Here is a 17,838-nt window from a genome sequence, read left to right as displayed (position 1 = left end):
TGTTTAGAATCCCGTCAGGACCGATTTGCCGATTGTGGTGCCCTGGGCCAGCTTGTCGAGGGCTTGCTCCAGTGTGGCCGCGCTGATCGGTGAGCTCACTTCGGTCGTCACCGGCAGCAGGGTGCCGTCGTCCAGCAGGCGCGCGACCTCGTTCAGAATCCGTCCCTGTTCGGCCAGGTCGGCCGTGGCGCAGGCGCTGCGCGTGAACACCATGGTCCAGGCCAGGCTCACGCTCTTGTCCCAGAAGCGCGCCCAGTCCACGGGCCGGGTCGCCTCGACGAGGGTGCCGATTGTACCTTGCGGCGCGATCACCTGGGCCATCGTCTCCAAATAATCATCGGTCGGCGCGGCCAGCAGCACGTAGTCGACCTCGGGCATGCCAAGTGCCGCCAGCTGGGCCGGGATATCGGCGCGGTGGTCGATCACATGGCGCGCGCCGAGCTGGCGCACCCAGGCGGCCGAGGCCGGGCGCGAGGCGGTGGCGATCACCTCCAGCTGCGCCACTTTGGCCGCCAGCTGCACGGCCATCGAACCGACCCCGCCGGCGGCGCCGACGATCAGGATGCGCCGCCCCGGTCCGGGCCGCACGCGCATGCGCTCGAACAGGGCTTCCCAGGCCGTCAGGCTGGCCAGGGGCAGGGCGGCGGCCTGCTCGAAGCTGGCGCGCGCGCCCATGTGGCCGGCCAGGCGGGCGTCGACCAGCTGGTATTCGGCGAAGGAACCGGGACGCGTGATGTCGCCAGCATAAAACACCCGTTCGCCCGGACGAAAGCCGCGCACGGCCGCGCCGACGGCCGTGACGACGCCGGCCGCATCCCAGCCGAGCACGCGCGGCGTGGCCGGCGGATTGGGACGGGGCCGGCGTGCGCGGTTGTCGACCGGGTTGACGGACACGGCCTTGACGGCGACCAGCAGGTCGTACGGCCCCGGCGTGGGCACGGGCAGGTCAAGGTCGCGCAGATGGGCGGGCTGAAGATAGTCGTGGGTGATGGCGTGCATGGCGGGCTCCTGGATGAAAAGTGGGCCCATTCTGCGCGTCTTGATGCTGTTGAAAAACAGGAGAATAATGCAAAGACTTTCAAAAAATATTTGATAATGTTTGCGACCGCCGATCTCCGCCTGTTCGTTCACACGGCCCACACCGGGAATCTCTCGCGCGCCGCGCGTACGCTCGATCTGCAACCGGCCGCGGCCAGCGCGGCGCTCAAACGCCTGGAGGCCCAGCTCGGTTGCCGCCTGTTTGAACGCTCGACGCGGGCCATGCGCCTGACCGGGGAGGGCGAACAGTTTCTCGATAGCTGCCGGCGCGCGCTGGCCCTGCTCGATGAGGGCGTGGAATTGTTGGCCGCCGGGCGCGGCCAGATCGCGGGCAGCCTGCGTGTGACCACCCCGGCCGATTGCGGCCGCCAGCTGCTGGTGCCGATTTTTCACGACTTCCAGGCCGCCCATCCGCAGCTGCGCCTGCTCGTGCAGTGCCAGGACCGCATGAGCGATCTGTATCACGAGGGCTTCGATCTGGCTTTCCGCAACGGCAAGCTGAGCGCCTCAAGCCTGGTGGCCCAGCTGATCGCGCCGAGCCGCCGCCTGCTGGTGGCGGCGCCGTCCTACCTGCGCGCGCATGGCAGCCCGCGCAGCCTGGACGAACTGGCGGCCCACAACTGCGTGCTCTACAACACGGGCAAGGGCTGGCGCAATATCTGGCGCCTGCGCCAGGGACGCAAGGCCGTGGAGATCGAAGTCAGCGGGGACAGGATGACCGACGACGGCGGTCTGATGCGGGAGTGGGCGGTAGCCGGGGCCGGCATCGCCTACAAATCCGCGCTCGACGTGCGCGCCGATCTGCAGGCGGGACGGCTGGTGCAGCTCTTGCCTGAGCTGACGGGCGAGGATGCCAGCCTGCATGTCGTCTATCCGCACAGGCTGGGCGTGAGCCCGGCGATGCGCGCGCTCGTCGACTACGTGCGCGCGCGCCTGCGCCAGGCTTAGAAGTGCACGCCGCGCAGCAGCTGCTGCATGGCGATCTGCTCGGATGACATCTGCGGGATCTTCTTGCCGTCCGCGCCCTTGGCCGCATCCGAATCGGGGAACATGCGGAAGGTGGTGTTCAGCACGATCTGGGCAACGCGCGGCAGCAGCGCATGCAGCACCTGGCCGAACACGCCGACGCGGGTGGCAATGCGCACCGGTTTGTAGACGATGGCCGTGGCCACCATGTCGGCCGCTTCCTCGGGCGTGAGGGTCGGCACGTTCTGGTAGAGCTTGGTCGGGGCGATCATCGGCGTGCGCACCAGCGGCATATTGATGGTGGTGAACTTGATGCCGACGTCCTGCAGCTCGGAAGCGGCGCAGCGCGTCCAGGCGTCGAGCGCCGCCTTGGAGGACACATAGGCCGAGAAGCGCGGTGCATTGGTCAGCACGCCGATCGAGGAGATGTTGATCACCTGGCCGCGGTGGCGTTCGATCATTTTCGGCAGCAGGCCCATGGTCACGCGCAGGCAGCCGAAATAATTGAGCTGCATGGTGCGCTCGAAATCGTGGAAGCGGTCGAAGCTCGATTCGATCGCGCGCCGGATCGAGCGGCCCGCATTGTTGACCAGGATGTCGACGCCGTCGTGGTTGTCGATCAGGACTTTGACGAAGCGGTCGACGTCGGCCATGTCGGACAGGTCGACCGGATAGGTGATCAGCTCGTAGCCGCGCGCGCGCACGGCGTCGCGCGCTTCGGCCAGCTTGTCGGCGTCGCGCCCGCAGATGATCGTCGTGGCGCCGGCCTCGGCCAGCTTGTGGGCCGTGGCCAGGCCGATGCCCGAAGAGCCGCCCGTCACCAGCACCACCTTGCCGCGCACCTGGCCGGCCAGGGTGCGGTCGATGAACAGGTCGGGGTCGAGATTGCGCTCCCAGTAGTCCCAGATCGGCGCCGCATAGCTGTCCAGCGGCGGGCAGGCGATGCCGCTGCCCTTGAGGGCGGCCAGGGTGTCGCGGCAGTCGAAGCGCGTCGGGTAATTAATGAACTGCATCATGTCGGGCGGCAGGCCCAGGTCCTTCATCACCGCGTCGCGCACGCGCCGCACGGGCGACAGGGCCATGATGCCTTTCTTGACCGACTTCGGAATGAAGCCGAGCAGGGCGGCGTTGATGCGGATGCTCATGGTCGGCGCATGGGCGGCGCGGCAGAACACATTGAGCACCTCGCCCACGCGCATCGGCTCGGGGTCGGTCAGGTGGAAGGCCTTGTTGTCGAGATTGGGCTTGTGGGCGATGTGGTCCATCGCATTGACCACGAAGTCGACCGGGACGATGTTGATGCGCCCGCCTTCGAGGCCGATGGTCGGCATCCACGGCGGCAGCAGCTGGCGGATGCGCTGGATGAGCTTGAAGAAATAGTAGGGGCCGTCGATCTTGTCCATTTCGCCCGTGCGCGAGTCGCCCACGACCAGGCCGGGGCGGTAGACGCGCCAGGGCATCTTGCAGTGTTCGCGCACGATTTTTTCCGAATCGTGCTTGGTGGCGAAGTAGGGGTGGTCGAGGTTTTCCGCTTCCTCGAACATGTCTTCGCGCCAGATGCCTTCGAACAGGCCGGCGGCCGCAATCGAGCTCACGTGCTGGAAGCAGCCGGCCTGAATGGCGTTGGCAAAATCCACGGTATTGCGCGTGCCTTCGGTGTTGACCGCAATCTGGCTCTCGGCATCGGCGCTCAGGTCATACACGGCCGCCAGGTGGAAGAAGTGATCGATCTGCTTGCTGAGCGCCTTGGTGTCTTCCTTGCTGACACCCAGCTTGGCCTGGCGCAGGTCGCCAAACACAGGAATCGCGCGCGTCTTGGTCGTGCCCCAGTACTCGAGCAGGCCCGGCACCTTGTCCTTGCTGCCTTCGCGGATCAGGAAGTAGACCACGCTGCCTTTGCGCGCGAGTAGCTTCTTGACCAGCCGTTTGCCAATGAAGCCCGTGGCCCCCGTGACGAAATAGCGCATAGTGTCTCCTTATTGTGTTGGCTGTTGTCGGACCAGTTCATCATACTGATCGAAGCGATTATGGCAAGACATTCGGGCCGGAATTGTTGTAGATTTTAGATGCGGCGCTCTACCCCATTAGAGGCCGGTTTCTAGTTTTGCTACCTACAATGGCTTCATTAACAAAATCCGAACAGGAGTCCCACGATGGTCAAGAAACTGAAAACCCTGGCGAAAGCCACCGATGACAACCAACTGGCCGCTGCCGTGCGTACCTCGGCCCAGCAGATCTGGCAAGCTGGCCTCGGCGCTTTCGCCAAGGCTCAGGAAGAAGGCGGCCGCGTGTTCGCCAAGCTGGTGAAAGAAGGCACCGACCTGCAGAAGCGCACCCAGAAGCTGGCCGAAGACAAAGTCTCGGAAGTGACGGGCACCGTGAGCAAGGTGGCCGATGGCGTGTCCAAGCAGGCCGCCGGTTCCTGGGACAAGCTCGAGCACGTGTTCGAAGAGCGCGTCGCGCGCGCCCTGTCGACCATCGGCGTGCCGACCCAGAAGGACATCCAGACCCTGACCAAGCGCGTGGACGCCCTGACCAAGGCCGTCGCCGAGCTGACCGGCAAGAAAGTGCCGGCCGCCGCCAAGAAGCCCGCTGCCGCCAAGGCCGCCGTGGCCAAGAAGCCGGCCGCCAAACCGGCCGTGAAGAAAGCTGCGGCCAAACCGGCTGCGAAACCGGCCGCGAAACCGGCTGCCAAAGCCGCCGCCAAGCCCGCTGCCAAGCCGGCCGCCGTGAAAGCCGCCAAACCGGCCGCCGCCAAGAAGCCGGCCGCCAAGAAAGCCGCCCCGGCCGCTGACAGCGCCGCCGTCACCACCGCCTAAGCCCTTTCCCCCAGTCTTCAGCCCGGCGCCTGCGGGCGCCGGGTCTGGGGGAAATCCGCACGGGCCTGTGCCTGCACGGGCCCGCTAAGCACACGGAGCATCCACACCGATGAGCGACCGCCAGCCGTCCGCCACCCCACGCAAGAAACGCCCCAAGATTGGTTTGGCGCTGGCCGGGGGCGGGCCACTGGCGGCGGTCTACGAGATCGGTGCGCTGGCCGCGATTCAGGAAGCCATTCCCGGCCTCGACCTGAACGGGGCCGACATCTACATCGGCATCAGTGCCGGCGGCCTGGTGGCCTCGGGCCTGGCCAATGGCATCACGCCGCACCAGATGTGCCGCCTGTTCATCGAAAGCGATGCGGGCGCCGAAAGCGATCCCGACCTGTTCCGCCCCGAACTGATGATGCGCCCGGCCACGGGCGAAATCTGCGCGCGCATGGCCAGCGTGCCGATGCTGCTGGCCACCGGCCTGTTCGAGTATGCGCGCCAGCGCGGCAGCGTGATGGCGGCCTTCGAGCGCCTCAAGCAGGCGCTGCCGGCCGGGGTCGTGTCCGGCGAAGGCATCCACAAATACCTGTCGGCCGCGTTCTCCCAGCCCGGCCGGACCAATGATTTCCGCGCCTTGCGGAAAAAGCTCGTGATCGTCGCGACCGACCTCGATACCGGCGAGGCCGTGTGCTTCGGCGCCAAGGGTCGCGACGACACGCCCATCTCACGCGCGGTGCAGGCCAGCGCCGCCGTGCCGGGCCTGTTCCCGCCGGTCGAGATCGGCGGGCATTACTACGTCGATGGTGCGCTGCGCAAGACGCTGCATGCCTCGATCGCGCTCGAAGCGGGCGCCGATTTGGTGCTGTGCGTCAATCCGATCGTGCCGTATAACGCGCTCAAGCACCATGCGCCCGGGGCGCTCGCGCGTGCCGGCCTGCTCGGCGTGCTGTCCCAGACCCTGCGCTCGATCCTGCATTCGCGCGTCGAGATCGGCATGCACAATTACCGCAAGACCTATCCCGAGCGCGATATCATCCTGCTGCAGCCGAGCATGGACGACGCCGAGCTGTTCTTCACCAATATTTTCAGCTATGCCACGCGGCGCCGCATGTGCGAGCAGGCCTACCAGAACACCCGCATGATGCTGCTGCAGCGCCGGGCCGAGATCGGCGCCAAGCTGGCGCGCCACGGCCTCGCGCTGAAGGAGTCGGTGCTGCGCGACACCAGCCTGACCTTGGTGAAGCATCCGTCGGCCGGCGGTCCGCTCGACCGTCTGGTGGCCACGCTCGACGACCTCGACCGCTACCTCAAAGTTGCCCATTCCTGAACGCGCGATGTTATGCTTGGCGGAGAACTTATAAGAACGGTCTGCCATGCAACAAAAAGCCCCGCGCCGCACGCGCGAACGCATCCTGGAACTGTCTCTGCGCCTGTTCAACGAATTCGGCGAACCGAATATCACGACCACCGTCATCGCCGAGGAGATGAACATCTCCCCCGGCAATCTGTACTACCACTTCCGCAACAAGGACGACATCGTCAATTCGATCTTTGCCCAGTTCGAGCAGGAGATCGAGCGCATCCTGACGGTGCCGAAAGGGCGGCGCTCGAATATCGAGGACGTCTGGCTGTATCTGCACCTGATGTTCGAGCTGATCTGGCGTTACCGGTTTTTTTACCGCGACCTCAATGATCTGCTGTCGCGCAACCGCAAGCTCGAACTGCACTTCAAGCAGATCCTCGCGCACAAGATCAAGGTGGCGCGCCAGCTGTGCCAGGACATGCGCAGCGAAGAGTCGCTGGCGGCCAATGACGCCGAGATCGACGCGATGGCCACCAACATGGTCGTGGTCGCCACCTACTGGCTGTCCTACGAATACGTGCGCAATCCGCGCAAGTACACCGAGCAGCAGGCCATGAGCGAGGCGCTGGCGCGCGGCTGCTACCAGGTGCTGTCCCAGCTGGGGCCGTATCTGCGCGGTGACACCCGCCTGTTGTTCGAAAAACTGTCGGAAGAGTATTTGAAAACACTGAAACAATAAGGAGACGCACATGGCCTGGACCAAATTCCCGCATCCGAATGCCGCCTTCGTCCACACCGCCGCCAGCCTGAAGAAGGCCTGGGCGCGCCTGCATGCGGGCGATGCCGAAGCCTTCCCCAAGGACGCCGCCCTGGTTGAGGCCTGGATCGCCTTCCATGCGGGCGAGTTCGAAAAGGCGGCCAAGCTCGGTCTCGACATCGGCGTGGACGGCTACAGCGTCGCGCACAAGGCCACCTGCATCTACGCCACCTATCTCGAGAAAAGCGAGAAGAAGAAAATCGCCATGTTCGAGGAAGTGGCCGAGCGCTGCGAGCGCCAGCAAGCCGAGCAGCCGAAGAACGCAGCCGGCTACTACTGGCACGCATATGCGCTGGGCCGCTATTCGCAGGGGATTTCGGTGGTCAAGGCCCTGGCCCAGGGCATGGCGCCCAAGGTGCGCGCGAGCCTGGACACGACGATCAAGCTCGCGCCCAAGCATGCCGACGCCCACATCGCGCTCGGCGCCTTCCACAGCGAGATCATCGACAAAGTCGGCGCCATGATCGGCGGCCTGACCTATGGCGTGAAGAAGGACGAAGGCTACAAGGCCTTCAAGAAGGCGCTCGAACTCAATCCCGACTCGGCGATTGCGCGCATCGAGTATGCGAACGCGCTGGTGATGCTCGACGGCGAAAAGAAAATGAAGGAAGCCGTCGCCCTGTATGAAGAGGCGGCGGCGCTGGAACCGGCCGACGCCATGGAATGTCTGGACGTGGCCCTGGCCAAGGAAGAACTCGAGGACGAATGAAAGCAGTCGCAGTGTACTGCGGCGCCAATGCCGGCGCCGCCCCCGTGTATGCGGAACAAGCGCGCCAGCTCGGGCAGGCGCTGGTGAAGAACGATCTGGCCCTCGTCTACGGCGGCGGCAATGTGGGTCTGATGGGCGTGATCGCCGACGAAGTCCTGCGCCTGGGCGGCGAAGTGACCGGCGTGATTCCGACCACCCTGGTCGAGCGCGAGGTCGGGCATACGGGGCTGACGCGCCAGTTCATCGTCAAGGACATGCACGAGCGCAAAGCCATGATGGCCGCCCATGCCGACGCCTTCATCGCCATGCCGGGGGGGATGGGCACGCTGGAAGAATTGTTCGAGATGCTGACCTGGTCGCAGCTGGGCATCCATAGCAAGCCGATCGGCCTGTTGAATGTGGCCGGCTACTACAACAGCCTGCTGAACTTTCTCGAGCATGGCGAGCGCGAAGGCTTCATCAAGCCCGCCCACCGCGCACTGCTGAAGGTCGACACCGACCCGCAGCGCCTGCTCGCCCAATTCAGAAACTGAACGGTGTCAGGTCCGGCAATCGGACATGGGGGAACTTTTGGCAAGGCCAAAAGTTCCCCCATGTCCGATTGCCGGACCTGACACCGTTCAGTTTTCTTTGCTCAGGCGTTGGCTCAGGCGTTTGCGGGCCTGGGCGACGTAGCTCTTGCAGGCGGTGGGGTCGATGAAGGCATTGGCCTTGCCGGCCTCGCGCTCGGCCAGGTGCTCGAATACGTTCGAAAAATCGGGATGGGTCGAGACGAGGATGTCGCAGGGCTGCTTGTCGAGCGCGGCGAAACTGCGCTCGAAGCCTTTGATCATCTCGGGGTGGGCGCTGAACTTGTAGCTGTCATGCGAGACGGCCGTCAGGCTCTCGGCATACACAATGTGCTTGCAGTCGCCGTCGTGGCAGCTGTTCCAGGTCCAGCTGGCGCCGCCCGGCGTGTGGCCGATGGTCTCGTGCATCGTGACCGATAAGGGCCCCACATGCAGGGTCTCGCCGTCTTTGACCACGCGCACCTGGCGCACGGCCGGGTAGGCCATGTTGTCGCCATACTGGGGGTCGTCGCTGGCCACGTCGCCCTGCTGCATGGCGCGCGCGCCCCAGGCCGGGGCCGCCACCTGGGCGCCGCTCAGGCGCTGCAGTTCGGCGATGCCGCCCGCATGGTCGAAGTGGGCATGGGAATTGACGATCAGTTTGACGTCCTCGATGCGAAAGCCGAGCGTCTTGATGTTGGCGGCGATTACGGCCGCACTCTGGGGCAGGGCGCCATCGACCAGGATATGGCCCTGGTTCGAGGTGATCAAGAGGCTGCTCAGGCCCTTGGGGCCAACATACCAGGTGTTGCCATACACGCGGAAGGGCTTTTGCGGCGCATTCCAGCCCTCGCACATACTGCATTGAATGGCACTGCTGGCGAGGGTGGCGGCAAGGAGGAGGGCGATCATGGCGGGCTCGGTGGATGGAATCGGCCGATTGTAGCCGAGCCCGCCATGTGGCTCAATCGCTTGCCGCGCGCTGCCATCGGATGAGCCCGGCGGGCCCGCCCGATCGACGCGCTCAGCTGTCCTCGTCCTGGCTGTGTTGCTTGCTGCCCTTGCTGCGGCTGCTGCTCGATTCGCCCTGACGGTTGGCGGCCTGGCGGCTTTCGCCCCCTTTGCGGCCGATTTCGGCCATGTGTTCGCGGTCGCGGCTCACGGCCTCGCCGCCTTTCTGGCCGGCGCGGCGCGCTTCTTCGGAATCGAACTCATGGGCCGTGCCTTTCTGGTGGGCGGCCTGGCCGCCCTTGCTGGCGATTTCGCGCTGCAGGTTCTGGTCCATGGCGGCGAAACCGCGTTTGCTGGTGCCGCCGCTTTTGCTGGACTTGTCGTCCTTCTGGCTACTGCCGTGGTCCTTGGTGCTTGCCATGATGGTCTCCTTAGCGTGCATCGGGTTGCCTAGGGATGCCGGCCGCCGCGCGTGTCCTCGCGGGTGACACTGGGGGGCGGGGCCGGAAAATCGTCTTCGAGCTCGGCGCGGCGCTGGGCCATGCGGGCGCCGAGTTCGTTCAGGTCGAGCCGCGCCTGGCGCGCTGCCGGGAAGATGTTCAGTTCCTCGGTCTCGATATGGCGTTCAACTTCCTCGCTCAGCACGGCGACCGTGGCCTCGTAGTGGTCGTCGCCCGGGTACATGACCTCGAGCTGGCTGATCAGGTCTTTTGCGCCCGCATGTTCGACTTCGGCTTCGTCGAGCAGTTCGTCCTGCTCGCTGGCCGCGCGCACGGCGGGGTAAAACAGTTCTTCCTCGAGCTGGGTGTGCAGCTGCAGGACGTAGCAGATTTCGTCGGCGAGTTCGGCCCGGCGCGGGTCGGCGTCGTCGCTGGTTTTCAGGCTGGTGAATTCGCGGAACAGGGCCAGCACGCGCTCGTGGTCGGCGTGCAGCATCTCCAGCGCGTCGGATGGGGTAGGCATAGCGTCCTCCGTAAGACAGGGCCGGGCGCGCCAGGCTGGCGGCGCCCGGCCGGACTCAAGTCAGCTGGGCGCGCGGCCGCTGGCCGTGCTGCTGCTGCTGCGGGTACTGCTGGCGGCGGCGCCGCCGGCGCCCGGTGCGTGGTGGCCGTTGGCCTGGGCCTGGCCCGGCTGGCCGGCGCTGTCGGCATGCTGGGCCGAAGCGCCGGCCGGGTTGGCCGTCGCCTGGCTTTGCATGCGTTCCATTGCCGAGCGCTGACGCTGGGCCGCACGTTCGGTTTCCTCGTTGGCGCGCTTGACCATTTCATCGGCCATGGCGGCCGCGGTGCGGCTGGCCTCGGGGATATGGGATTCGGCCGTGCGCGTGAGCTCGGCCTGGGTGCCCGCCATCACGTTCAGCATTTGCTGGTGGTAGCTGCGCATGCGCTCGGCCAGCGGCTGCATCTGCGACAGCGCGATCGAGGTGATTTCCACCGGATCGTTGGCGTTGAGCATATGGCGCCCGGCATTGAGCGATTCCTCGAACATCTGCTGGCCGAGGTGGACATTCATTTCGCTCAGGCGACAGGCCGAATCGCAGAGCTTATTGGACATTTCTGTCATGAAGTTGAACTGGGTTTCCATGTGCGACTTCATGGCAGGGGTTGCGGCAAGTGACAGCATAGGTTTCCTCATGTCTTGGGTTGATGGACGCCGCCGAAGCAGCGAATGATCAAAAAAGCATGAGGTAGACGGCTGCGCGCGCCCGCGAGTTCCGCGACAGCGGCAAAAAAAGGGAGGGGCGGGCCGGACGGCCCGCCGGAAGGGGGGTCAGAGCGGGGCCACTTGCAGGCAGAGCTTGCCGAAGTTCTTACCCTCGAACAGCATGTTCAGGGCCGCCGGGAAGTTGTCGAGCCCGTCGACGATGTCTTCCTTGCTGCGCATCTGGCCGGCCTGCAGCCAGGCGCCCATGGTGGCGATGGCCTCGTGGTAGCGCTCCGCGTAGTCGAACACGACCATGCCTTCCATGCGCGCGCGCTTGACCAGCAGGGCCAGGTAATTGGCCGGTCCCTTCACGCCAGTGGTCGTGTTGTACTGCGAGATGGCGCCGCAGATCACGATGCGCGCCTTCATGTTGATGCGCGTGAGGACGGTGTCGAGGATGTCGCCGCCGACATTGTCGAAGTAGACGTCGACCCCGTTCGGACAATGCTGCTTGAGGCCCTCGCGCAGCTGGCCGGCCTTGTAGTCGATGCAGGCGTCAAAGCCCAGTTCGCGCACGACGAAATCGCATTTCTCCGGGCCGCCGGCGATGCCGACCACGCGACAGCCGCGCTGGCGCGCCACCTGGCCGACCGTCATCCCGACCGCCCCGGCCGCGCCCGACACCAGCACCGTCTCGCCGGCCTTGGGCTGGCCGACCTCGGTCAGGCCGAAGTAGGCCGTCATGCCCGGCATGCCGAGCACATTCAGCCAGGCCGACAGCGGCGCCAGGCGCAGGTCGATCTTCTGCCAGCCGCCGTACTTGTCGCCGGCCGGGCCGACCCAGTAGCGCTGCACGCCGGGCGCGCCGCTGACGATGTCGCCGACGGCAAAGCGCGGCGAACGCGAGGCGATCACCTTGCCGACCCCGCCTGCGCGCATCACTTCGCCCAGGCCGACCGGCTTGATGTAGGAGGGCGCGTCGTTCATCCAGCCGCGCATGGCCGGATCGAGCGACAGCATCAGGGTCTGGACCACGATCTCGCCGTCCTCGGGCGCGCGCAGCGGCTCTTCGGTGCGCTGCCAGTCACTGTCCTTGGGCAGGCCGACCGGACGGGCGGCCAGGCGGAATTGTTCGTTCATCAGCTCCATGCGGGTCTCCTTGTGTGGAATGCAGGCACTCTAGCAGAAAAATGAAACGAGCGTGCTATTTTAGGAAAGGGGCGCGCCGTGCGAGAATAGACGGCTATGACTCCCGTCCATCCCGAATACATTCTGACCCTGTCCTGTCCGGACCAGCGCGGCATCGTGCAGCGCGTGTCCGGCTTCCTGGCCGAGCATGGCTGCAATATCCTCGACTCGGCCCAGTTCGGCGACAGCGCGGCCCGGCGCTTTTTCATGCGCGTGCACTTCGCGCTCGAAGACGCCGGCCTCAGCGATAGCGCCCTGCGCGCCGATTTTGCCGCCCTGTGCCAGCAGGCCCAATGGGACGCCCAGCTGCACGACGCCGGCCGCAAGCCGCGCGTGCTGCTGATGGTCTCGAAGATCGGCCACTGCCTGAACGACCTGCTGTTCCGCTACAAGAGCGGCCTGCTGCCGGTCGAGATTCCGGCCATCGTCTCGAACCACATGGACTTTTACCAGCTGGCCGCCAGCTACAATATTCCGTTCCACCACCTGCCCTTGGCGGCCGGCGCCAGCGAGGAGGCCAAGGCCGCCCAGGAGGCGCGCCTGCTCGAGCTGATCGACGCCAATGCGGTCGACCTGGTGGTGCTGGCGCGCTACATGCAGATTCTGTCGCCGCGCCTGTGCGCCGCGCTCAAGGGGCGGGCGATCAATATCCACCATTCCTTCCTGCCCAGTTTCAAGGGCGCCAAGCCGTATGCCCAGGCGCACCAGCGCGGCGTCAAGCTGATCGGCGCGACCGCCCATTTCGTCACCGGCGATCTGGACGAAGGCCCGATCATCGAACAGGACGTCGAACGGGTCGACCACGCGATGGACGTGGATGCGCTGAGCGCGATCGGGCGCGATGTCGAATGCGTGGTGCTGGCGCGGGCCGTGAAATGGTTCGTCGAGCACCGCATCCTGCAAAACGGTGACAAGACTGTGGTGTTCAAATAATGGCGCTGAAATCGACGATCTACAAGGCGGAGCTGCAGATCGCAGACATGGACCGCCACTACTACCAGACCCACCAGCTGACCATGGCGCGCCATCCGTCCGAAACCGACGAGCGCCTGATGATCCGCCTGCTGGCCTTTGCCATCCACGCCGACGAGGCCCTGCAGTTCGCCAAGGGCCTGTCCGACGTGGACGAGCCCGACCTGTGGCAGAAGGACCTGACCGGCGCCATCGCGCTCTGGATCGAGGCCGGCCAGCCGGACGACAAGCGCCTGCTCAAGGCCTGCGGCCGGGCCGAGCGCGTGGTCGTCTACAGCTACAGCGCGGCCAGCCACATCTGGTTCAAGCAGCTCGGCAGCCGGCTCGAGCGCGCACGCGGCCTGGAGATCTACAACATCCCGGCCGAGACCAGCCTGGCCCTGTCCAAGATGGCGGCGCGCACCATGCAGCTGCAGTGCACGATCCAGGACGGCCAGATCTGGCTGACCGACGGCAGCGAAACCGTGCAGGTCGAACGCGAGACCTGGCTGGGCTGAGCGATGCGGCGCGCCCTGCTGCTGATGCTGCTGGGCCTGCCTGTCTGGGCCGCCACCCCGGCCCAGGTGGCCGACGGCGCCGCGCGGCTGTACGGCGCCCGCCTGGCCAGCCTGCGCGCGGCCGGCGACCTCGATCGGGATACGGCGCTGCTGGCCCGGGTGCGCGCCATCGTCGCGCGGCTGGCCGCGGTGGCGCCGCGCGCGCTCGACTGGGAAGTGCATGTCGGCGGGCCCGCGCGCGAGGCCGCCTTCGCCATGGCCGGCGGACGGCTGTTGCTCAGCGCCGAGCACGTCCAGACGCTCGATCTGCAGGACGCCGAACTGGCGCTGCTGCTGGCCCACGAAATGGCGCATGCCTATCTGCTCCACCACTGGCAGGAGGCCGAGCAGGCCACGCGCCTCGATCCGCGCTGGACCACGCGCCCGTATGCCGAGCTCGAATGGGCGATCGACCACGACAGCGCGCTGATGGCCGCGCTGGCCCCGAGCAACCGCGCGCAGGAGGACGAGGCCGACGCTGCCGGACTGCAGTTGGTGGCGGCGGCCGGCTACGATGCGCGTGCCGCGCTCGGCTATTTCCGCAAGCTGGCCGAGGCCAGCGGGGCGCTGCAGCACGGCGATGCCGAGCATCGTTCGCCCCAGCAGCGCCTGCAGCGGCTGCGAAAACTTGCCGCCACGATGCGCTAAAATAGCGGCATGAACATTCGAAACTACCTGATCAGTCTGGCATTCCTGGCCGCGCCCGCGCTGGCCGAGGTCAGTGTCAGCGACGCCTGGGTGCGCGCGACCGTACCCGTTCAAAAAGCCACGGGCGCCTTCATGGTGCTGAAAGCCGACAAGGACCTGCGCCTGGTCGGCGTCGAGACCCCGCTGGCCGGCGTGGCCGAAGTCCACGAAATGAAAATGGACGGCAATGTCATGCAGATGCGTGCGATGGCCGGCCTCGACCTCCCGGCCGGCAAGGACGTCAAGCTGGCGCCGGGCGGCTACCACATCATGCTGATGCAGCTGAAGCAGCAGGTGAAGGAAGGCGACAGCGTGCCGCTGACCCTGATCCTCGAAGACAAGGCCAAGAAGCGCGAGAAGCAGACGATCAGCGTGCCCGCCAAGGCCCTGACCCACCACTAATCTTTCCGCAAAAACAAATCGGGGTCAGACCCCATTTCTCCACCGGGCAAGCATGCTTGCCGCGCGGAGAAATGGGGTCTGACCCCGATTTTTCTGGTGATTAACGCGGGGCGGGGCCGAGGCGCTTGGCGCCGCCGGAACCGAGCACGCTCTTGCTCACGCGCGGGTCGCCGTAGTAGTTGACGTCGCCGGAGCCGGCCACCGTCAGGTTCAGGCTGTCGCTGGCCCACACGGTCGCCTGGCCGGACCCGCCGATATTGATGCTGACGTCGCGTGCCTTGAGGTTGCCGGCATTCAGATCGCCGGAGCCGCCGATCGTCACCGACAGCTTGCTGGCCGTGCCGCCGTCAATTTTCACATTGCCGCTGCCGCCGATCACGACGGCCAGGTCCTCGGCCTCGGCCGCGCGCAGATGAATCGCGCCCGAGCCGCCCAGGTCGACCTTGACGCGCGTGCCGCGCACGGCATCGGCGTCCAGATTGCCGGCGCCGCCCAGCGACAGGCGCTCGACTTCCTTGGCATTGACGACGATCTTCATCGAGCGCGTCTCCAGATTCAGGTTCTTCTTGGTCGGGCGGATCTTGAGCACGCCGTTCTCGACCACGGTTTCGATCAGGGGCAGCAGGTTCTCGTCGGTTTCGATCTGGATGCTTTCGCTGGCGCCGATGCGCACATCGACATTGCCGCTCAGGGCGCTGGCCACGCCGGTGAAGTGGGGCGTGTCGCGCTTCTGGGTTTTGATATTGCCATTGCCCTGAACGCGCTCGCCGCCCCAGGACCAGCTGCTGCCGCTGGCCAGCGCGGGGCTGGCGGGCACGAGCAGGGCGAGGGCGGCGGCGCTGAAGGCGAGGGCGCTGAGATGAATACGGATATGCATGCTGGTCTCCTGTGAGCGAATCCTGGAAAGCATGCTAGCGCCGCCCGCGCCGCCGCTGGCCGCGTTTGCGACAAACTGCAGCCGCAGCGGCCTGGAATGCAGTCTCGCCGGATCAGGCGTGGCGCGCGCCGTGCTGGCTGAACCAGGCCAAGGCCTGTTCCCACAGCGGCTGGCAGGCCGCGCGGAAGTAGCCCATGTGGCCGATCGGCCCGCGTCCAAAGGCCTTGGGATCGATGTCGAGCGTCTGTACCGGGCTGTTGCGGTAGCCGGCCATGAAGGCGTCGCGCGAGTTCGGGCGCGCCCACAGGTCGTCCAGGGCATTGCAGGCGAGGATGGGGCGGCGCACCTCGGCAAAGCGTGCCGTTTCGGTCTGCATGGCGGGGTCCTCAAAGAAATAGCGCGGATAGCTGCACCAGTGCTTCCACTGGCGGTAGACGTCGAGCGGCAGGTCTTCGCCCATGCCGAGCCAGCTCCAGGCCAGGTAGCCTTTGAGGCGCACCAGCAGCGGCGCCACCACGGTCCACATGAAGCGTACGCGCCAGCGCTCGGGCGCCGGCATCCAGCCGTGCCAGCCGGCGCCGGTGGCGAACACGCAGGCGGCTGTCACCTTGGCGTGGTTGGGCAGCAGACCGAACGCGTGGCCGCCGTACGAATGGCCGATCAGGTAGAGCGGCAGCGTCGGAGTATGCATGGCGTCGACGGCGGCGGCCAGGTCGAGCCGTGCCCAGTCGAGATAATTCATGCGAAAGCCGCGCAGGCGCGCCGGGCGCGAGCGGCCAATGCCGCGGTAGTCGAGGCTCATCACCTCGTAGCCCTGGCTGGCGGCAAATTCGGCAAAGCGCCGATAGAAGCCTTGCGGCACACCGGTGGCGCCGGCAATCACGATCTTGCCGCGCACGGCGCCGTGGGCCGGGTAGCGGGTGGCGCTCAGGCGGTAGCCGTCGGCGGCGTGCAGGTGCAGGTGTTGGGGGGCGTGCGGCATGCGGGTCCTTGTGTCAGCGCGTCGGGGGCAGGAGGGTGCTGAGGCTGGCGCTGATCAGCCGCATCGGTTCCGGATTCTGGGCCACGCGCGCCTGCAGCAGGCCGCCTTCGTAGGCGGCAATCAGCAGGGCGGCCAGACCATCGGCCTGGGCGGGCGCCACGCCGGCGCGCGTCAGGCCGGCGGCAATGCGTGTGCGCAGCGTGGCAAAGGCGGCGCTCAGGGCGGCGCGCAGGGCGCTGTCGGCCGGCGTCGATTCCAGCGCCACCGTGGCCAGCGGGCAGCCGCTTGCATAGTCGCTGGCGGCCAGGCGCTGCTCGGCCTGGTCCAGCCAGGCGCGCAGCACCGCGGCCGGATCGCCGCCGGCCAGCTGCTGTTCGAGCTGTTCGGCCATGCCCGCGGCGGCCATTTCGATGGCGGCCACGGCCAGCGCCGTCTTGCCGCCGGGAAAGTGGTGGTAGAGCACGCCCTTGGGCGCCCCGGCCTCGGCCAGCAGTTCGTTCAGCCCGGCCCCATGCAGACCCTTGCGTTGGAGCAGGCTCAGCATGGCGCGGATCAGGCGGGTTTTGGTATCGACAGGGTCCATGTGGGGAAGTCTATAGACTGGTCGGTCTAGTGGCAAGAAATTTAGAGGGGAGCCTCTAGCCTGACTTGTATAATCGACGCGTCGATTCGTTTGGACCGTGTATGAGACGCCTGCTTGCCCTCGTCCTGCTGTGTCTGCCATTGCTGAGCGCTCGCGCGGCCGAGCTGGTGATGCTGGTCGACACCGGCACCGACATGCCGCTGGCGCGTATCGAGGGCGGCCGCGTGACGGGCGGCATCCACGCCGATCTGGCGCAGGCGCTGGCGCGCCACCTGGGGCGTCCGCTGCGTTTGCAGGCCCTGCCGCGCAAGCGCATGGCGCTGGCGCTGGAGGAGGGCAGCGGCGACCTGCTGTGTCTGTATCTGCCCGAATGGATGCCGGGTGACTTCCACTGGAGCCAGGCCTTCTTCCCCCAGGCCGAAGTGCTGTTGACGGTCAAGCGCGCAGCGCGTCCGCGTTCGATTTCCGATGTGGCCGGCAAATTCGTCGGCACCGTGCACGGCTACCACTACCCGGAAATGGAATTGGCGCTCGGCGTCGGCTTCAAGCGCTCGGACGGACCGAGCACCGAGATCAACATCAGCAAGCTGGCCGCCGGCCGCATCGACTACGCCCTGACCAGCGAGCTGTGGTTCCGCTGGCGCCAGCGCCAGGGCGGCGGCCTCGGCATCGACTTCCACCCGCCGCTGGTCGTGGCCAATACCGTCACCGCCTGTGCGCTGTCGAAGAAGAGCGCGCTCGGCCTGGCCGAACTCAATGGCGCCTTGCAGGCCATGCAGCGCGATGGCAGCGTGGCCGCGCTACTTCGCCGCTACTGACACGCTT

Annotated in this window: 21 protein-coding genes; 11 read left to right on the top strand and 10 right to left on the bottom strand. The window is 66.4% G+C overall.

The window, feature by feature from the left end:
* Positions 1-3: 3 nt before the first annotated feature.
* Positions 4-999 carry a zinc-binding alcohol dehydrogenase family protein gene (locus LZ005_RS08710; RefSeq protein ID WP_237806721.1) on the bottom strand — a complete coding sequence of 332 codons (996 nt, stop codon included), beginning with the start codon at positions 997-999 and terminating at the stop codon, positions 4-6.
* 96 nt (positions 1,000-1,095) lie between these two features.
* Between LZ005_RS08710 and LZ005_RS08705 the strand changes: the two genes are divergently transcribed.
* Positions 1,096-1,986 (top strand): LysR family transcriptional regulator, encoded by an 891-nt coding sequence (locus LZ005_RS08705; RefSeq protein WP_237806719.1) that lies wholly within the window; start codon positions 1,096-1,098, stop codon positions 1,984-1,986.
* Here LZ005_RS08705 and LZ005_RS08700 read toward each other — a convergent pair.
* Complete coding sequence (locus LZ005_RS08700) at positions 1,983-3,971, bottom strand: SDR family oxidoreductase (protein WP_237806718.1); 1,989 nt, start codon at positions 3,969-3,971, stop codon at positions 1,983-1,985. The two genes, LZ005_RS08705 and LZ005_RS08700, sit on opposite strands and share 4 nt — an antisense overlap.
* 186 nt (positions 3,972-4,157) lie before the next feature.
* Here LZ005_RS08700 and LZ005_RS08695 point away from each other — a divergent pair, with 186 nt between their 5' ends.
* From LZ005_RS08695 to LZ005_RS08675, 5 genes are all read left to right on the top strand, one after another.
* Complete coding sequence (locus LZ005_RS08695; RefSeq protein WP_237806716.1) at positions 4,158-4,823, top strand: phasin family protein; 666 nt, start codon at positions 4,158-4,160, stop codon at positions 4,821-4,823.
* Between the two features lie 109 nt (positions 4,824-4,932).
* A complete protein-coding gene (locus LZ005_RS08690; protein WP_237806714.1) occupies positions 4,933-6,141 on the top strand; it encodes a patatin-like phospholipase family protein in 1,209 nt (402 codons plus the stop codon).
* Between the two features lie 46 nt (positions 6,142-6,187).
* A complete protein-coding gene (locus tag LZ005_RS08685; protein WP_237806712.1) occupies positions 6,188-6,856 on the top strand; it encodes a TetR/AcrR family transcriptional regulator in 669 nt (222 codons plus the stop codon).
* Positions 6,857-6,866: 10 nt separating this feature from the next.
* Positions 6,867-7,643 carry a hypothetical protein gene (locus LZ005_RS08680; RefSeq protein WP_237806710.1) on the top strand — a complete coding sequence of 259 codons (777 nt, stop codon included), beginning with the start codon at positions 6,867-6,869 and terminating at the stop codon, positions 7,641-7,643.
* Entirely contained in the window at positions 7,640-8,176 is a 537-nt protein-coding gene (locus LZ005_RS08675) for a TIGR00730 family Rossman fold protein (RefSeq protein ID WP_237806708.1), read from the top strand. The genes LZ005_RS08680 and LZ005_RS08675 overlap by 4 nt, the downstream gene beginning before the upstream one ends.
* A gap of 87 nt (positions 8,177-8,263) precedes the next feature.
* Here the strand turns inward: LZ005_RS08675 and bla are convergent, their stop codons facing one another.
* The 5 genes from bla to LZ005_RS08650 all read right to left on the bottom strand — a co-directional run bounded on the left by bla (position 8,264) and on the right by LZ005_RS08650 (position 11,935).
* Positions 8,264-9,103, bottom strand: a complete 840-nt coding sequence (bla, locus tag LZ005_RS08670; RefSeq protein ID WP_237806706.1) for a subclass B3 metallo-beta-lactamase — start codon at positions 9,101-9,103, stop codon at positions 8,264-8,266.
* Positions 9,104-9,215: 112 nt separating this feature from the next.
* On the bottom strand, positions 9,216-9,563 hold the full coding sequence (locus LZ005_RS08665; RefSeq protein ID WP_237806704.1) for a KGG domain-containing protein: 348 nt from the start codon (positions 9,561-9,563) through the stop codon (positions 9,216-9,218).
* 29 nt (positions 9,564-9,592) lie between these two features.
* The gene (locus LZ005_RS08660; RefSeq protein ID WP_237806702.1) at positions 9,593-10,105 is read right to left on the bottom strand and encodes a hemerythrin domain-containing protein; all 513 of its coding nucleotides are present in this window, start codon (positions 10,103-10,105) and stop codon (positions 9,593-9,595) included.
* A 60-nt stretch (positions 10,106-10,165) separates the two neighbouring features.
* Entirely contained in the window at positions 10,166-10,726 is a 561-nt protein-coding gene (locus tag LZ005_RS08655) for a phasin family protein (RefSeq protein ID WP_269106617.1), read from the bottom strand.
* A 186-nt stretch (positions 10,727-10,912) separates the two neighbouring features.
* On the bottom strand, positions 10,913-11,935 hold the full coding sequence (locus LZ005_RS08650) for an NADP-dependent oxidoreductase (protein WP_237806698.1): 1,023 nt from the start codon (positions 11,933-11,935) through the stop codon (positions 10,913-10,915).
* Positions 11,936-12,031: 96 nt separating this feature from the next.
* Between LZ005_RS08650 and purU the strand changes: the two genes are divergently transcribed.
* The 4 genes from purU to LZ005_RS08630 are packed head-to-tail and all read left to right on the top strand — an operon-like array spanning position 12,032 to position 14,571.
* Positions 12,032-12,907 carry a formyltetrahydrofolate deformylase gene (gene purU, locus LZ005_RS08645; RefSeq protein ID WP_237806696.1) on the top strand — a complete coding sequence of 292 codons (876 nt, stop codon included), beginning with the start codon at positions 12,032-12,034 and terminating at the stop codon, positions 12,905-12,907.
* Positions 12,907-13,443: a YaeQ family protein gene (locus LZ005_RS08640; protein WP_237806693.1), complete on the top strand. Its 537-nt coding sequence runs from the start codon at positions 12,907-12,909 to the stop codon at positions 13,441-13,443. The genes purU and LZ005_RS08640 overlap by 1 nt, the downstream gene beginning before the upstream one ends.
* 3 nt (positions 13,444-13,446) lie before the next feature.
* Complete coding sequence (locus LZ005_RS08635) at positions 13,447-14,130, top strand: M48 family metalloprotease (RefSeq protein WP_237806691.1); 684 nt, start codon at positions 13,447-13,449, stop codon at positions 14,128-14,130.
* 9 nt (positions 14,131-14,139) lie between these two features.
* Positions 14,140-14,571 carry a copper chaperone PCu(A)C gene (locus LZ005_RS08630; protein WP_237806690.1) on the top strand — a complete coding sequence of 144 codons (432 nt, stop codon included), beginning with the start codon at positions 14,140-14,142 and terminating at the stop codon, positions 14,569-14,571.
* A gap of 100 nt (positions 14,572-14,671) precedes the next feature.
* Here the strand turns inward: LZ005_RS08630 and LZ005_RS08625 are convergent, their stop codons facing one another.
* The 3 genes from LZ005_RS08625 to LZ005_RS08615 all read right to left on the bottom strand — a co-directional run bounded on the left by LZ005_RS08625 (position 14,672) and on the right by LZ005_RS08615 (position 17,013).
* On the bottom strand, positions 14,672-15,448 hold the full coding sequence (locus tag LZ005_RS08625) for a head GIN domain-containing protein (protein ID WP_237806688.1): 777 nt from the start codon (positions 15,446-15,448) through the stop codon (positions 14,672-14,674).
* A 112-nt stretch (positions 15,449-15,560) separates the two neighbouring features.
* A complete protein-coding gene (locus LZ005_RS08620) occupies positions 15,561-16,430 on the bottom strand; it encodes an alpha/beta fold hydrolase (protein WP_237806686.1) in 870 nt (289 codons plus the stop codon).
* Positions 16,431-16,443: 13 nt separating this feature from the next.
* Positions 16,444-17,013, bottom strand: coding sequence for a TetR/AcrR family transcriptional regulator (locus tag LZ005_RS08615; protein WP_237806684.1), 570 nt, complete (start codon positions 17,011-17,013; stop codon positions 16,444-16,446).
* A 101-nt stretch (positions 17,014-17,114) separates the two neighbouring features.
* Here LZ005_RS08615 and LZ005_RS08610 point away from each other — a divergent pair, with 101 nt between their 5' ends.
* Positions 17,115-17,831 carry an ABC transporter substrate-binding protein gene (locus LZ005_RS08610; protein ID WP_237806682.1) on the top strand — a complete coding sequence of 239 codons (717 nt, stop codon included), beginning with the start codon at positions 17,115-17,117 and terminating at the stop codon, positions 17,829-17,831.
* The last annotated feature ends 7 nt before the right edge of the window (positions 17,832-17,838 follow it).

Origin of the sequence: Massilia sp. TS11 (assembly GCF_022012445.1) — a bacterium.
Taxonomy (GTDB): Bacteria; Pseudomonadota; Gammaproteobacteria; order Burkholderiales; family Burkholderiaceae_D; genus Telluria.
Note: the sequence above shows the minus strand (reverse complement) of the source record. Positions and strands in the feature narration are given on the sequence as shown.

Excerpts from the sequence above, each read along its gene's own strand:
- LZ005_RS08710 (WP_237806721.1), bottom strand. The coding sequence starts at position 999 with ATGCACGCCATCACCCACGACTATCTTCAGCCCGCCCATCTGCGCGAC.
- LZ005_RS08705 (WP_237806719.1), top strand. The coding sequence starts at position 1,096 with ATGTTTGCGACCGCCGATCTCCGCCTGTTCGTTCACACGGCCCACACC.
- LZ005_RS08700 (WP_237806718.1), bottom strand. The coding sequence starts at position 3,971 with ATGCGCTATTTCGTCACGGGGGCCACGGGCTTCATTGGCAAACGGCTG.
- LZ005_RS08695 (WP_237806716.1), top strand. The coding sequence starts at position 4,158 with ATGGTCAAGAAACTGAAAACCCTGGCGAAAGCCACCGATGACAACCAA.
- LZ005_RS08690 (WP_237806714.1), top strand. The coding sequence starts at position 4,933 with ATGAGCGACCGCCAGCCGTCCGCCACCCCACGCAAGAAACGCCCCAAG.
- LZ005_RS08685 (WP_237806712.1), top strand. The coding sequence starts at position 6,188 with ATGCAACAAAAAGCCCCGCGCCGCACGCGCGAACGCATCCTGGAACTG.
- LZ005_RS08680 (WP_237806710.1), top strand. The coding sequence starts at position 6,867 with ATGGCCTGGACCAAATTCCCGCATCCGAATGCCGCCTTCGTCCACACC.
- LZ005_RS08675 (WP_237806708.1), top strand. The coding sequence starts at position 7,640 with ATGAAAGCAGTCGCAGTGTACTGCGGCGCCAATGCCGGCGCCGCCCCC.
- bla (WP_237806706.1), bottom strand. The coding sequence starts at position 9,103 with ATGATCGCCCTCCTCCTTGCCGCCACCCTCGCCAGCAGTGCCATTCAA.
- LZ005_RS08665 (WP_237806704.1), bottom strand. The coding sequence starts at position 9,563 with ATGGCAAGCACCAAGGACCACGGCAGTAGCCAGAAGGACGACAAGTCC.
- LZ005_RS08660 (WP_237806702.1), bottom strand. The coding sequence starts at position 10,105 with ATGCCTACCCCATCCGACGCGCTGGAGATGCTGCACGCCGACCACGAG.
- LZ005_RS08655 (WP_269106617.1), bottom strand. The coding sequence starts at position 10,726 with ATGGAAACCCAGTTCAACTTCATGACAGAAATGTCCAATAAGCTCTGC.
- LZ005_RS08650 (WP_237806698.1), bottom strand. The coding sequence starts at position 11,935 with ATGGAGCTGATGAACGAACAATTCCGCCTGGCCGCCCGTCCGGTCGGC.
- purU (WP_237806696.1), top strand. The coding sequence starts at position 12,032 with ATGACTCCCGTCCATCCCGAATACATTCTGACCCTGTCCTGTCCGGAC.
- LZ005_RS08640 (WP_237806693.1), top strand. The coding sequence starts at position 12,907 with ATGGCGCTGAAATCGACGATCTACAAGGCGGAGCTGCAGATCGCAGAC.
- LZ005_RS08635 (WP_237806691.1), top strand. The coding sequence starts at position 13,447 with ATGCGGCGCGCCCTGCTGCTGATGCTGCTGGGCCTGCCTGTCTGGGCC.
- LZ005_RS08630 (WP_237806690.1), top strand. The coding sequence starts at position 14,140 with ATGAACATTCGAAACTACCTGATCAGTCTGGCATTCCTGGCCGCGCCC.
- LZ005_RS08625 (WP_237806688.1), bottom strand. The coding sequence starts at position 15,448 with ATGCATATCCGTATTCATCTCAGCGCCCTCGCCTTCAGCGCCGCCGCC.
- LZ005_RS08620 (WP_237806686.1), bottom strand. The coding sequence starts at position 16,430 with ATGCCGCACGCCCCCCAACACCTGCACCTGCACGCCGCCGACGGCTAC.
- LZ005_RS08615 (WP_237806684.1), bottom strand. The coding sequence starts at position 17,013 with ATGGACCCTGTCGATACCAAAACCCGCCTGATCCGCGCCATGCTGAGC.
- LZ005_RS08610 (WP_237806682.1), top strand. The coding sequence starts at position 17,115 with ATGAGACGCCTGCTTGCCCTCGTCCTGCTGTGTCTGCCATTGCTGAGC.